Origin of the sequence: Accumulibacter sp. (genome assembly GCF_023806565.1) — a bacterium.
GTDB lineage: Bacteria > Pseudomonadota > Gammaproteobacteria > Burkholderiales > Rhodocyclaceae > Accumulibacter.
Genome location: NZ_JAMTDV010000121.1, coordinates 1 through 13,260, shown reverse-complemented (window position 1 = coordinate 13,260; position 13,260 = coordinate 1). Strand labels below are relative to the sequence as shown.

Genomic DNA, 13,260 nt, shown 5'->3' with positions numbered 1-13,260 from the left:
CTGTCATGGCACAGTACGTCGCGATCCACCCCGACAACCCACAGGAGCGCCTGCTGCAGAAAGCAGCGGAAGTCGTGCGCCGGGGCGGCGTCATTGCCCTGCCGACGGACTCCAGTTACGCGCTCGGTTGCCATCTTGGCGACAAGGCGGCGGTCGAGCGCATTCGCGGCCTGCGCGGGGTCGACGAGCGCCACCATCTGACGCTGATGTGCCGCGACCTGTCGCAGATCGGGCAGTTCGCGCGCGTCGACAACGCGCGCTACCGCCTGCTCAAGGCAACGACGCCGGGCAGCTACACCTTCATTCTGGAAGGGACCCGGGAACTGCCGAGACGCGTTCTGCACCCGAAACGGAAGACGATCGGTCTGCGCGTGCCGGCGCACTCGGTCACGCTGGCGCTGCTCGCGGTTCTCGGCGAACCGCTGCTGACCTCGACGCTGATCATTGCCGGGGACGAAGCGCCGTTGATCGAAGGCTGGGAAATCCGCGATCGGCTCGACAGCCAGCTCGCACTGATCCTCGACGGCGGCTATTGCGGCGTCGAACCGACCACGGTCGTCGATCTCACAGGCCCGCTGCCGGTGCTGATTCGCGCCGGACTCGGAGCCCTGGCTCCGCTTGGTCTCGATTGAGGAAAGAAGCATGCAGTCGTTGATCCAGACCCTCGCCATCGCCGCCTTGCCGGTGATCCTGGCAATCACCCTGCACGAGGCAGCGCATGGTTATGCCGCCCGCCATTTTGGCGATCCGACGGCCTGGCAGGAGGGCCGAATCACGGCCAATCCGCTCAAGCACGTCGATCCGATCGGAACCATCCTGGTGCCGATCATCATCCTGCTGCTATCGACCGGCGGCATTCTCTTCGGCTGGGCGAAACCGGTGCCGGTGAATTTCGGCCGCCTGCGGCACCCGAAGAGCGACATGCTGTGGGTGGCCGCGGCCGGGCCGGCAGCGAATTTTGCGATGCTCCTGTTCTGGGCGGCGCTGATGAAGCTGGCCTGGCTGCTGCCGCTCAATTTCTTCAGCCTCCCGATGGCACGGATGGCCGAGGTCGGCATGTCGATCAACACCGCGCTGATGGTGCTCAACCTGTTTCCGCTGCCTCCTCTCGACGGCGGGCGAATCGCCGTCAGCCTGTTGCCGCGGGAGGCCGCGTGGCGTTTCGCGCAGCTCGAACGCTTTGGTTTTCCGATCCTGTTGCTGCTGCTGTTCACCGGTGTGCTCGGTTCGCTCTTGACGCCGGTGATGGGACTCGTCGATGCGCTGGTCGAGACCCTTTTCCAACTCCCTTCCTGAATCGTCGAATCATGTACGCAGAACGAATCCTCTCCGGGATGCGGCCGACCGGCAGCCTGCATCTGGGTCATTACCACGGCGTCCTGAAGAACTGGGTCAGTCTGCAGGACCAGTATCCCTGCCTGTTCTTCGTCGCCGACTGGCACGCGCTGACGACGCAGTACGACGACCCGCAGGGCATCGTCGACGCTTCGTGGGACATGGTGATCGACTGGCTGGCGGCGGGCGTCGATCCGGCGCGGGCGACGCTGTTCATCCAGTCGCAAGTGCCCGAACACGCCGAACTGCATCTGCTGCTGTCGATGATGGTCCCCCTCGGCTGGCTGGAGCGCGTCCCGACCTACAAGGACCAGCAGGAAAAGCTGGAGAACAAGGATCTGTCGACCTACGGCTTTCTCGGCTATCCGCTGCTGCAGGCGGCAGACATCCTCATCTATCGCGCCGACAAGGTGCCGGTAGGCGAGGATCAGGTACCGCATATCGAGTTCTCGCGCGAAGTGGCGCGCCGCTTCAATCATCTCTATGGCCGCGAGCCAGGTTTCGCCGAGAAGGTCGCCGAGGCCGTGAGCCGGCTTGGGTCGCGGCGCGCCCGACGCTATGCGGAATTGCGTACGCGCTTTCAGCAGAACGGCGAGCAGGCGGCGATCGAGCGCGCGCACGCCTTGCTCGACGAAGTCCCGGATCTGTCACATGCCGACCGCGAGCGGCTTTGCGGCCACCTCGAAGGTACCGGCAAGATGATCCTCGTCGAGCCCGGCGCTCTGTTGACCGAAGCCTCGCGCATGCCCGGCCTCGATGGCCAGAAAATGTCGAAGTCATACGGCAACACGATCACGCTGCGCGAGGATGCGGCTTCGGTGACGCACAAGCTGCGGCGCATGCCCACCGACCCGGCGCGGATTCGCCGCAGCGATCCCGGCGATCCGGCCCGATGCCCGGTCTGGCAACTGCATCAGGTGTATTCGGACGAAGCATGCCAGGCGTGGGTGCAGCAGGGTTGCCGCAGCGCTGCCATCGGCTGCCTGGACTGCAAGCAGCCGGTGATCGACGGCATCCTGCGCGAGCAGGCACCCATGCGCGAGCGCGCGCAGCCCTTCCTCGACGATCCGCAGCTGGTACGCGCGATCATCGCCGACGGCAACGGCAAGGCGCGTCACCTCGCCCGCGAAACCATGCGCGACGTCCGTCAGGCGATGGGACTGGATTACCGCTGACCGATGCAGCAGTCCGGCAGGCAGCGATGAACATCGTCAACGAACAGTTGACTGTCCCGCCGAGCGGCGTCGCCGCTCCGCCGGCGAGAATCTATGGCGAGCCGCTGGCGCAGATGCCGCATGACCTCTACATCCCGCCCGATGCCATGGCGGTCATGCTGGACGCCTTCGAGGGACCGCTGGATCTGCTGCTGTACCTGATTCGCAAGGCCAACGTGAATGTGCTCGACATTCCGATGGCGCCGCTGACGGAGCAGTATCTGCTCTACGTCGAGGCGATGCGCGCGCAGAACCTCGAACTGGCGGCCGACTACCTGGTGATGGCGGCGATGCTGATCGAGATCAAGTCGCGCATGCTGCTGCCCAGACCGAAAGCGGTCGCCGGCGACGGCGCCGACGAAGGCGATCCGCGAGCCGAATTGGTGCGCCGCCTGATCGACTACGAGCAGATGAAGCTTGCCGCGCATGCGCTCGACGCGCTGCCGCAGGCCGAGCGCGACTTCGAGTGGGTTGAGGTCTGGGTCGAGAAGACCCTGCTGCGTCGCTTGCCCGCGGTCAATGCCGTCGACCTGCAGAATGCCTGGCGCGGCATCCTGCAGCAGGCGCGGCTGCACACCCGTCATCTGGTGCAGCGCGAGGAACTTTCGGTACGCGAGCACATGGGGTCGATCCTGCGCCGCCTGCGCGCGGCGGGCGGATTTGTCGAGTTCGTCGATCTGTTCGATGCGACGCTCGGGGCAGCAGTCGTCGTCGTTCACTTCCTGGCGCTGCTCGAACTGGCGCGCGAGCACTTGCTGGAAATGACCCAGGTCGAGGCATTCGCTCCGATCTACCTGAGATTGACGGATGGGTACGGCGAACCCCGATAGAAGTCCGGCGGTGGCGCCGGCCACCCCCGCCGAACTGAAGCGCGTGCTCGAAGCGGTCCTGCTGAGCACTCGCGAGCCATTGACGCTGACCGATCTGCGCAAGGTTTTTGCCGACCAGATCGGGCCCGAGGTGCTGCGCCCGCTGCTCGACGAACTGCGTGCGGAATGGGCCGAGCGACCGCTGGAGCTGCTGCCGGTGGCCAGCGGCTGGCGCTTCCGCACGCGCGCCGAATACCTCCCTTATCTGGAAAGGCTGCACCCGGAGAAACCGCCACGCTACTCGCGCGCGGTGCTCGAGACGCTGGCCATCATCGCCTATCGTCAGCCGGTGACGCGTGGCGACATCGAGGACATTCGCGGCGTCACGGTCGCCACGCAGGTGATCCGGGTGCTCGAGGAGCGCGGCTGGGTAGACGTCGTCGGCCACCGCGACACGCCCGGGCGGCCGGCTCTGCTCGCCACCACGCGGAAGTTCCTCGACGACCTCGGCCTGCGCAGCCTCTCCGAGCTGCCGGCGCTCGAACAGATCAACCCCAACCTGGAACCTGCCGATGCGCAATCCAAGACGCCGAGCTGCTGAGTCGCCCCGCCCACCGTTGCCGTCGGCTGCCGGCCGGCGGCCGCCGGCAGCCTCGCCCGGGCGGTCGGTGACGGGCACGGGTCTGGCCTCGCGCAGCAACCCCGGCGAGTCGGCTGCACGCGGTCGCCGTGCGGAGCCTGCCGGCAAGCCCGAGCGCCTGCACAAACTGCTGGCGAACAGCGGCGTCGGATCGCGGCGGGAAATGGAGGAACTGATTGCTGCCGGGCGCATCCTGGTCAATGGGGAGGCGGCACGCGTCGGTCAGACGGTCGGCCCGGGTGACCGCGTCAAGGTCAATGGCAAGCTGGTGCAATTGCGTTTTTCCGACCGCCTGCCGCGCGTGATTCTCTATCACAAGCCCGAGGGCGAGATCGTGTCACGCAACGATCCCGATCATCGGCCGACGGTGTTCACCTCGCTGCCGCGCATGGCGGCTGGCCGTTGGGTTGCGGTCGGTCGGCTCGACTTCAACACAAGCGGCTTGCTGCTGCTGACGACCTCGGGGGATCTCGCCAACCGACTGATGCATCCGCGCTATCGGTTGTTGCGCGAGTATGCCGTGCGCGTTCTCGGCGAACTGCCCGACGATGCACGCCAGCGTCTGCTCGATGGCATCGAACTCGAGGACGGACTGGCCAGGTTCGCCAGTTTCCAGGAAGCCGGCGGCGAGGGCGCCAACCGCTGGTACCGCGTGTCGCTGTTCGAGGGGCGCAACCGCGAGGTGCGGCGCATGTTCGAAGCAGTCGGTGTCGTGGTCAGTCGTCTGATGCGCGTGCGTTATGGTCCTTTCCTGTTGCCGCCCGGTCTGAAACGCGGACAGGTCTGCGAATTGCCGGAGGCGGAAGTTCGCAAGCTCCTTGCCGAGTTCGGCATGACGGTGCCCGCAGGCGGTCACCCGCCCCGCCGACCGCGCGAATCCTGAGCTATCCTCGACGATCGCACAGCGATTTACGCTTGCCAGGATTTTCGTTATAATCCAACGGTTTTCCGCTCGCCCCCCAGGGGGCATTTTTTCGGGGATGGGCATTTCGCCCATTTTTTGTTTGCAGCCATGGATGTGCACGAACTACTCGAAGTGACGGTGACTGGCCTCGGCTACGAGCTGGTCGACGTCGAACGCAGTCCGCGCGGCCGCGTGTTGCGCGTCTTCATCGACAAGCCGGAAAAGCCCCGCGGGGTCGACATCGATGATTGTGCGCTGGTCAGCAACCAGCTTTCGCGCGTGTTGACCGTGGAAAATGTCGATTACGAGCGTCTGGAAGTGTCGTCACCGGGAATCGACAGGCCGCTGAAGAAGGATGCCGATTTCGAGCGTTTCTCGGGTTCGGAGGTCACCCTGAGGCTGCGCCTGCCGCTGGAGGGTCGGCGCAACTTCAGTGGCGTCCTGCTGGGTTTGCGGGAGGGCAAGGTGCGCCTGCGGACCGCTGCCGGCGAGATGGAATTCGATCGGGGCAACCTCGACAAAGCGCGGGTGGTGCCCAGGTTCGATGGGTTGATGAAGTCGGGTGAGAAGCTCGTCGAGGAGGTGATGAGGAAATGAGCCGCGAAATCTTGCTGCTGGTCGATGTCCTGGCGCGTGAAAAGAACGTGACCAGGGACATCGTCTTCGGAGCCCTGGAACTGGCGCTGGCGTCGGCTACCAAGAAGCGCATCCACGACGACGCCAACGTCCGCGTCGCGGTCGATCGCGAGTCCGGTGATTTTGAAACCTTCCGCCGCTGGGAAGTCGTTGCCGACGAGGACTTTCTCGATGAGCAGCAGCAGGTGCCGCTGTCGGAAGCACAGACGCAGGATGCCGACGTCGAGGTCGGCGACTATCTGGAAGAGGCACTCGAACCGATCGACTTCGGCCGGATCGGCGCGCAGGCCGCCAAGCAGGTGATCCTGCAGAAGATTCGCGACGCCGAGCGCGAACAGGTGCTGAGCGATTTCCTGGCGCGCAAGGAGCATCTGGTGACCGGCACGATCAAGCGCATGGAGCGTGGCAACGCGATCGTCGAGACCGGCAAGATGGAAGCGCTGCTGCCGCGCGACCAGATGATTCCGCGTGAGAATCTGCGCATCGGCGATCGCGTCAAGGCGTATCTGCTGCGCATCGATCGTTCGCCGCGTGGCCCGCAGCTGATCCTCTCGCGCACCGCACCGGAGTTCATCATCCAGCTCTTTGCGCTGGAGGTGCCGGAAGTCGACGATGGTCTTCTGGAGATCAAGGCGGCCGCTCGCGACCCCGGAATGCGCGCCAAGATCGCCGTCAAGTCGAACGACCAGCGCATCGACCCGATCGGCACCTGCGTCGGCATGCGCGGTTCGCGGGTAACGGCCGTGACCAATGAACTGGCCGGCGAGCGCGTCGACATCGTCCTCTGGTCGGCCGATCCGGCGCAGTTCGTGGTGGGCGCTCTGGCCCCGGCAGAGGTCAGCTCGATCATCGTCGATGAAGAAAAGCACAGCATGGACGTTGTCGTCGACGACCAGAACCTGGCGATCGCCATCGGTCGCGGCGGCCAGAATGTTCGCCTCGCTTCGGAATTGACCGGCTGGACGATCAACCTGATGACCGAGGAAGAGGCGAAGACGCTGGTCGATGCCGAGGCGGCAGCGATCCGCGTGCTGTTCATGGAAAAGCTCGATGTCGACGAGGATGTGGCGAACATCCTGATCGACGAAGGCTTTTCGACCATCGAGGAAGTTGCGTACGTGCCGCTCCACGAGATGCTCGAGATCGAGTCCTTCGACGAGGCAACCGTGCAGGAGCTGCGCGAGCGGGCACGCAACGTTCTGCTCACCGAGGCGATCGTCACCGAGGAGAACATCGGCGACGTTGCCGAGGACATGCTGAACCTCGAAGGAATGGACAAGCCGCTGGCCGGCAAGCTTGCCGGCCATGGCATCAAGACGCGCGACGATCTCGCCGATCTCGCCGTCGACGAACTGACCGAGATGACCGGAATCGATGCCCAGCGGGCAAAACAACTGATCACCACCGCGCGTGCGCACTGGTTCGAGTAGGCGGAATAAAAGGAATCGATATGGCGCAAACAAGTGTTGCCCAATTTGCCACCCAGCTGAAGATGCCCGCTGGTTTGCTGCTCGAGCAGTTGCAGAGAGCCGGTGTGAGCAAACGGCAGCTCGATGATGTCCTGTCCGAGCAGGACAAGTCGAAGTTGCTGGAGTACCTGCGTCGCTCGCATGGTCAGCCGGAAGCCAAGACCAAGATCACCCTGACGCGCAAGGAAACGACCGAGATCCGGCAGCAGGGTTCGCACGGCAAATCGCACACGGTGCAGGTCGAGGTGCGCAAGAAGCGTGTGCTGGTCAAGCGGGACACGCCGGAAGTGCGCGTCGAACCGCCACCGCCGCCGGCGGCGCCTGCCCAGCCGGTTGCACCGGCGCCGGAGATTGTCACGGTGAAGCCGGTCAGCGAACTGCCGAAGGAACCGGTTGTCGAGGCAAAAGCTCCCGCCGCCGTCGAAGTGGCGGCACCACCGCCGGAGGCACCGGTGGCGCGTGCGGTCGAAGCGAAGGCGGAAGCGGCGGTGCCCGAGGCCAAAGCGAGCGCCAAGAAGGTGGTGACGCGTGCGTCGATCATTGGCGAAGAACAGCAGCGGCTGCGCGCCGAAGAAGAGCGACGCCACGCCGAATTGCGTGCGCGTCAGGAGGCAGAATTCCGGAACAAGCAGCAGCGCAGCGCCGACCTCGCGCGTCTCAAGCAGGATGCCGAAGAGAAGGCCGTAGCCGCGAAGGCGGCCGGCGCTGCCAAACAGGTCGCGGCGCAGACGGCGAGCGATCGCCCGGCGGAGGACAAGACGCTGCACAAGCCGGCGGGCAAGCCGGCGACGACGGACAAGAAGGTCGCCGACAAGAAGTCTCCGGACAAGAAGGTCCCCGACAAGAAAGGCCAGTGGAAGAGCGAAGGCGCCAGCAAGCGGCCCGGCTTGAAAACGCGCGGCGCTACCGGTGGCACCGGCTGGCGGGAAAACAAGCACGGCAAGCGACCCGGTCGCGGTAGCGGCGGCGACGAGGAGGAGCAGCACTCGTTCCAGTTGCCGGTCGAACCGTTGATTCATCAGGTCTACGTCCCCGAAACGATTTCGGTCGCCGATCTGGCGCACAAGATGGCGGTCAAGGCGACCGAGGTGATCAAGGCGCTGATGAAGATGGGCTCGATGGTGACGATCAACCAGGTGCTCGATCAGGAAACGGCGATGATCATCGTCGAGGAAATGGGCCACAAGGCTTTCGCGGCCAAGCTCGATGATCCCGATGCCTTCCTCGACGACAGTGCGGCGGAGCAGAAGGACGTGCCGCTCGAGCCGCGTGCGCCGGTGGTCACGGTCATGGGACACGTCGATCACGGCAAGACTTCGCTGCTCGACTACATTCGCCGCACCCGCGTCGCCAGTGGCGAAGCAGGCGGAATCACGCAGCACATCGGTGCCTACCACGTGCAGACCGACCGTGGCATGGTGACCTTCCTCGATACTCCCGGTCACGAGGCGTTCACCGCGATGCGCGCTCGCGGTGCGAAAGCGACCGACCTGGTCATCCTGGTCGTCGCCGCCGACGATGGAGTCATGCCGCAGACCCGGGAAGCGATTCACCACGCCAAGGCCGCCGGCGTGCCGATGGTCGTGGCGGTAAACAAGATCGACAAGCCGGGAGCGCAGCCCGAGCGGGTGAAGCAGGAACTGGTCGGCGAGCAGGTGGTGCCCGAAGAGTATGGCGGCGATGCGCCCTTCGTGGCGGTTTCCGCAAAGACCGGTGTCGGCATCGACGAACTGCTGGAGAACGTCCTGCTGCAGGCGGAAGTGCTCGAACTGAAAGCGCCGCGCACGGCGCCGGCGAAGGGACTGATCATCGAGGCACGACTGGATCGTGGACGTGGACCGGTGGCGACCATGCTGGTGCTGTCGGGAACGCTGCACCAGGGCGACGTCCTGCTGGCGGGGCAAGTGTTCGGCCGGGTACGCGCGATGCTCGACGAAAACGGCAAGGTGATCAAGGAAGCCGGCCCGTCGATTCCGGTCGAGATCCTCGGTCTCTCCGACGTGCCCGCCGCCGGGCAGGAAGCCGTGGTCCTCGGTGACGAGCGCAAGGCGCGCGAAATTGCACTCTTCCGCCAGGGCAAGTATCGCGACGTCAAGCTGGCCACCAAGCAGGCAGCCAGTCTCGAAAGCATCCTCGAACAGATGACCGAAGCCGAGGCCAAGGTCCTGGCCCTGATCATCAAGGCCGATGTCCAGGGTTCGCAGGAGGCGCTGGTGCAATCGCTGCAGAAGCTGTCAACCGCCGAGGTGAAGGTAAACGTCATCCATGCGGCAGTCGGCGCGATCAGCGAATCGGACGTGCACCTGGCACAGGCCTCGAAAGCGGTGATCATCGGCTTCAACACCCGTGCCGACGCCGGGGCGCGCAAGGCGGCCGAAAGCGCCGGGGTCGATATCCGCTACTACAACATCATCTACGACGCGGTGGACGAGGTGAAAGCTGCGCTCTCGGGCATGCTTTCGCCGGAGAAGCGCGAAGACGTCACCGGCCTGGTCGAGATCCGGCAGGTTTTCCGCGCGAGCCGGATCGGCACCGTTGCCGGCTGCTATGTTCTCGAAGGCGTCGTCAAGCGGAGTTCGCGCGCGCGTCTGTTGCGCAATCACATCGTCGTCTGGGAGGGCGAGATCGAGTCGCTCAAGCGCTTCAAGGACGATGCCAAGGAAGTGCGCGCGGGCTTCGAATGCGGCCTTTCGCTGAAGAACTTCAACGCCTATCAGGAAGGCGACCAGATCGAGGCCTACGATGTGACGGAAGTCGCGAGGACGCTCTAAATGCCGGCCAACAGGGGATTTTCTCGCCGCGACCGGATCTCCGAGCAGATCCGCCGCGAGCTCGCCGAGATCCTGCGCAGCGAACTGCGGGATCCCCGGGTCGGCATGATCAGTCTCACCGAGGTCGAGCTGAGCCCCGACTACGCGCATGCCAAGGTGTTCTTCAGCAGCCTGGCGGGCCGCGCCGGTGTCGATCTCGTGCTGGAAGGGCTGCAGCAGGCCTCCGGCTTCCTGCGCAGCGAGCTCGGCAAGCGCATCAGCATCCACATGACGCCGCAACTGCATTTCGTCTTTGACGAGTCGCTGGAGCGCGGCGCCGAGCTGTCGAAGCTGATCGGCGAGGCGGCGGCGCTCTCGGATCATCACGATCAGCCAGACCAGAGCTGAGTTGCGCCCGCGCAAGAGCTGGCGCCGGGTCGACGGCGTCCTGCTCCTCGACAAACCGCGCGGCATGTCTTCCAATGCGGCGCTGCAGACCGCCCGCCGGCTCTTCTCGGCGGCCAAGGCGGGACACACGGGAACGCTCGATCCAATGGCCAGCGGTCTGCTGCCGCTCTGCTTCGGCGAGGCGACGAAATTCTCGGCCGACCTGCTGCTGGCCGACAAGACCTACGAGGCCGAACTCCAATTCGGCGTCACGACCGACACCGGCGATGCCGACGGCGCCATCGTCAGGGAGTGCGCCGTCGGCTTCGGGCGGGCCGAACTGGAGACCGCGCTCGCCGGCTTCCGTGGCCCGATTCGACAGGTCCCGCCGATGTACTCCGCGCTCAAGCGCGACGGCCGGCCGCTCTACGAACTGGCCCGGCAGGGGAGGGCGGTCGAGCGCGAGGCGCGCCAGGTGACGATCCATGAGCTCTCGTTGCTGGATTTTTCCGGCGATCGCTGCCGTTTGCTGGTCGCCTGCAGCAAGGGCACCTATATTCGCAGCCTGGCCGAGGATCTGGGCGCTGCGCTCGCTTGCGGCGCGCACCTGACCGCGCTGCGCCGGCTCGCCGTCGGCCCCCTGCGCATTGCCGACGCGGTCACCCTGGACCGGCTCGTTGCGCTTTCCGAGGAGCAGCGGGAAGCCTGGCTGCTGCCGCCGGATGCCCTGCTGCAAAGCCTGCCGGCGGTTTACCTTGACGATCCCGCAGGCCAGCGCTTCCTGCATGGCAATCCGGTAACGGTCGACGGCCCGCTGGGGAAATGCCGGGTCTACGCCGAGGATCGCCTGCTCGGCCTGGGCGAACTCGACGATCTGGGCAAGTTGCAACCGCGGCGGGTGCTCGGCGCGGCGTAGCGAGCCCTCGGCGTAGACTCGTCCAGCAACGAGTTTTCCCTTCCCGTCGTCGCGTGAGCCAGTGGCCATCCATCCAAGCCAGACGAGTGCTCGCGGTGCTGTTGGCATTGGACGGAGACGGAAACGGCAGTCCCGTTCCCACCGCATACTGCCCCGCGAAGGCTGGCCGGACGTAGTCTTCGCTGTTCACGACGGCGAAGAAATCTGCCCGCGAATGCTTGCGCGTATTGCCAGGCACACCGCCATCCCTCCCGAAGACTTCCAACCCCCGCCGGGAGACAAGCAGCCTGGCCTTTCTTTCTCAAGCGGACACATGCTCAGAGCAGCGCGTCGAGCGGACTGCGAACGCCCCGACCGCCGCGATGGAGCACGTGCGTGTAGATCATCGTCGTCGCCACGTCGGCGTGGCCGAGCAGCTCCTGAACGGTGCGAATGTCGTAGCCGTTTTCGAGCAGATGCGTGGCGAACGAGTGGCGCAGCGTGTGCGGCGTCGCCGGTTTGTCGATGCCGGCGGCGGTGACCGCCTTCTTCATCGCGCGCTGCAGCAGCTTCTCGTCCAGATGATGACGGCGCTCGACTCCACTGCGCGGATCGACGGAGTAACTCCCGGAAGCGAAGACGTACTGCCAGGGCCAGGTCGTGTTCGCTGCAGGATACTTGCGCTCCAGCGCCTCGGGCAAGTAGACCGTGGCCTTGCCAGCCCGCAAATCGTCCTCGAAGACCAGCTTTCGCCGCCGGAGGTGGTCACGCAAATCGCCAGCTATCGCCTCCGGCAGCATCGTCACGCGGTCCTTCGCACCCTTGCCGTCACGAATCAGAATCTCGCCTTGCGCGAAATCGACATCCTTGACCCGTAAGCGAATCACTTCCATCAGGCGCATCCCCGTGCCGTACAGCATGCGCGCCAACAGGCCATGGACGCCGTCCATTCGCTCCAGCACCCGCTGGACTTCGCTGCGCGTGCGCACCACCGGCAAACGTGCCGGTCGCTTGGCCCGCACCACCTCGTCCAGCCAGGGAAGCTCGACTCCGAGCACCTGACGGTAGAGGAACAACAGCGCCGAGAGCGCTTGGTTCTGCGTCGCCGATGCCACCTGTCCGTCGACCGCGAGACGCGCGAGAAATGCCTCGACCCCCGCTGCCCCCATCTCTCGAGGATGGCGCTTCTGATGGACCAGTACGAAGCGCTTGATCCACTGCACCTACTGTGATTCAGTGCGGATGCTGTAACGGCGCAAGCGGATCCGAGCCCGCAACTGGTCGAGCAGCCTGGGTTCCGAGGGGCATTTCCGGTATCCCCGGGTGTATATTGGGGAACCGGGGGCGTATTCGTCGGAGGGAATGGGGTGTTCATGTCGAGAAAATCCTTGACAATCAGCGAGGTGCATGGACATGGGCGTAGTATCCACCGACCGGTTGCAGGAGTTGCACCTCGGAACACACCTTCCGAGGGCGTGAACTGCACCGAAATCGGTGTTCACTAAACGTTATGCCTTATTCAGGTGACCTATGACTGTCGCTTTTGAATCACCAGAACTCAATAAAAACGCATTCACCTGTCCGCACTGTGGAGCATTCGCCGCGATGCAATGGGCTTTACTCATGGCGCAACGGGATTGGAAGCCATTTAGTGTCGCAACCTGTCATCGGTGCAATAGGGATTCGGTATGGATAGATAAAGAAGAGTACGGTGGCCAATTCATGGTGTTTCCAAGCTCCTCAATTGCGCCACGCCCGAATGAAGACCTACCACCTGAATGCATGAAAGACTATCTTGAGGCCAGCGCCATCGTCGAGAAGTCTCCTCGCGGCGCGGCGGCCCTATTGCGGCTATGCGTTCAAAAACTTGCCGTGCATCTTGGCGGAGATGGAAAGAACATTAACGAAGACATTGCCCACTTGGTAAAGAACGGGCTTCCCGTTCGCGTTCAGCAGGCGCTTGATGTCGTGAGGGTTGTCGGAAACAACGCGGTTCATCCCGGAGAAATGAATATCGATGATCAACCCAAAACCGCATTGGCGCTATTTGGGCTCGTCAACCTCATTGTTGATAACCAGATTTCCCAACCCAAGCACGTTGCCAACCTGTTTTCCGAGTTGCCGGGCGGAGCAAAAGATGCCATTGGTAAACGTGACAATAAGGCATAACGAGTAAGGTTAGATCGTGCGCAGCCACGATCTGAACCGTTTGTTGGACGAG

Annotated in this window: 12 protein-coding genes and 1 pseudogene; 12 read left to right on the top strand and 1 reads right to left on the bottom strand. The window is 64.3% G+C overall.

Annotated elements, in window-relative coordinates:
* The first annotated feature begins 5 nt into the window (after window positions 1-5).
* From NFV80_RS14080 to truB, 11 genes are all read left to right on the top strand, one after another.
* Window positions 6-632 carry an L-threonylcarbamoyladenylate synthase gene (locus tag NFV80_RS14080; protein WP_296759072.1) on the top strand — a complete coding sequence of 209 codons (627 nt, stop codon included), beginning with the start codon at window positions 6-8 and terminating at the stop codon, window positions 630-632.
* A 10-nt stretch (window positions 633-642) separates the two neighbouring features.
* Window positions 643-1,296, top strand: a complete 654-nt coding sequence (locus NFV80_RS14075) for a site-2 protease family protein (RefSeq protein WP_295330572.1) — start codon at window positions 643-645, stop codon at window positions 1,294-1,296.
* Between the two features lie 11 nt (window positions 1,297-1,307).
* Window positions 1,308-2,510 carry a tryptophan--tRNA ligase gene (locus NFV80_RS14070; RefSeq protein WP_295330570.1) on the top strand — a complete coding sequence of 401 codons (1,203 nt, stop codon included), beginning with the start codon at window positions 1,308-1,310 and terminating at the stop codon, window positions 2,508-2,510.
* Window positions 2,511-2,536: 26 nt separating this feature from the next.
* Window positions 2,537-3,379, top strand: a complete 843-nt coding sequence (locus tag NFV80_RS14065; RefSeq protein ID WP_295330568.1) for a ScpA family protein — start codon at window positions 2,537-2,539, stop codon at window positions 3,377-3,379.
* Complete coding sequence (gene scpB, locus NFV80_RS14060) at window positions 3,357-3,959, top strand: SMC-Scp complex subunit ScpB (RefSeq protein WP_295330565.1); 603 nt, start codon at window positions 3,357-3,359, stop codon at window positions 3,957-3,959. The genes NFV80_RS14065 and scpB overlap by 23 nt, the downstream gene beginning before the upstream one ends.
* Window positions 3,931-4,881: a pseudouridine synthase gene (locus NFV80_RS14055; RefSeq protein WP_295330563.1), complete on the top strand. Its 951-nt coding sequence runs from the start codon at window positions 3,931-3,933 to the stop codon at window positions 4,879-4,881. Before scpB ends, NFV80_RS14055 begins: the two co-directional genes overlap by 29 nt.
* A gap of 129 nt (window positions 4,882-5,010) precedes the next feature.
* Window positions 5,011-5,499, top strand: a complete 489-nt coding sequence (rimP, locus tag NFV80_RS14050) for a ribosome maturation factor RimP (RefSeq protein WP_295330561.1) — start codon at window positions 5,011-5,013, stop codon at window positions 5,497-5,499.
* Window positions 5,496-6,968 (top strand): transcription termination factor NusA, encoded by a 1,473-nt coding sequence (gene nusA, locus NFV80_RS14045; protein WP_295330559.1) that lies wholly within the window; start codon window positions 5,496-5,498, stop codon window positions 6,966-6,968. The genes rimP and nusA overlap by 4 nt, the downstream gene beginning before the upstream one ends.
* A gap of 20 nt (window positions 6,969-6,988) precedes the next feature.
* Window positions 6,989-9,778 carry a translation initiation factor IF-2 gene (gene infB, locus NFV80_RS14040; protein ID WP_295330557.1) on the top strand — a complete coding sequence of 930 codons (2,790 nt, stop codon included), beginning with the start codon at window positions 6,989-6,991 and terminating at the stop codon, window positions 9,776-9,778.
* The gene (gene rbfA / locus NFV80_RS14035; protein ID WP_295330554.1) at window positions 9,779-10,165 is read left to right on the top strand and encodes a 30S ribosome-binding factor RbfA; all 387 of its coding nucleotides are present in this window, start codon (window positions 9,779-9,781) and stop codon (window positions 10,163-10,165) included.
* Between the two features lies 1 nt (window position 10,166).
* Entirely contained in the window at window positions 10,167-11,060 is an 894-nt protein-coding gene (truB, locus tag NFV80_RS14030; RefSeq protein WP_295330551.1) for a tRNA pseudouridine(55) synthase TruB, read from the top strand.
* Between the two features lie 317 nt (window positions 11,061-11,377).
* On the opposite strand, the pseudogene NFV80_RS14020 reads toward truB, so the two are convergent.
* Window positions 11,378-12,370, bottom strand: a pseudogene (locus NFV80_RS14020) (integron integrase).
* Between the two features lie 199 nt (window positions 12,371-12,569).
* On the opposite strand from NFV80_RS14020, the gene NFV80_RS14015 reads away from it, so the two are divergent.
* Window positions 12,570-13,208: a DUF4145 domain-containing protein gene (locus tag NFV80_RS14015; protein WP_295330549.1), complete on the top strand. Its 639-nt coding sequence runs from the start codon at window positions 12,570-12,572 to the stop codon at window positions 13,206-13,208.
* Window positions 13,209-13,260: the final 52 nt, after the last annotated feature.

Coding starts and splice junctions, on each gene's coding strand:
- NFV80_RS14015 (WP_295330549.1), top strand. CDS start 12,570: ATGACTGTCGCTTTTGAATCACCAGAACTCAATAAAAACGCATTCACC.
- NFV80_RS14055 (WP_295330563.1), top strand. CDS start 3,931: ATGCGCAATCCAAGACGCCGAGCTGCTGAGTCGCCCCGCCCACCGTTG.
- rbfA (WP_295330554.1), top strand. CDS start 9,779: ATGCCGGCCAACAGGGGATTTTCTCGCCGCGACCGGATCTCCGAGCAG.
- scpB (WP_295330565.1), top strand. CDS start 3,357: ATGGGTACGGCGAACCCCGATAGAAGTCCGGCGGTGGCGCCGGCCACC.
- NFV80_RS14070 (WP_295330570.1), top strand. CDS start 1,308: ATGTACGCAGAACGAATCCTCTCCGGGATGCGGCCGACCGGCAGCCTG.
- NFV80_RS14075 (WP_295330572.1), top strand. CDS start 643: ATGCAGTCGTTGATCCAGACCCTCGCCATCGCCGCCTTGCCGGTGATC.
- infB (WP_295330557.1), top strand. CDS start 6,989: ATGGCGCAAACAAGTGTTGCCCAATTTGCCACCCAGCTGAAGATGCCC.
- rimP (WP_295330561.1), top strand. CDS start 5,011: ATGGATGTGCACGAACTACTCGAAGTGACGGTGACTGGCCTCGGCTAC.
- NFV80_RS14080 (WP_296759072.1), top strand. CDS start 6: ATGGCACAGTACGTCGCGATCCACCCCGACAACCCACAGGAGCGCCTG.
- NFV80_RS14065 (WP_295330568.1), top strand. CDS start 2,537: ATGAACATCGTCAACGAACAGTTGACTGTCCCGCCGAGCGGCGTCGCC.
- nusA (WP_295330559.1), top strand. CDS start 5,496: ATGAGCCGCGAAATCTTGCTGCTGGTCGATGTCCTGGCGCGTGAAAAG.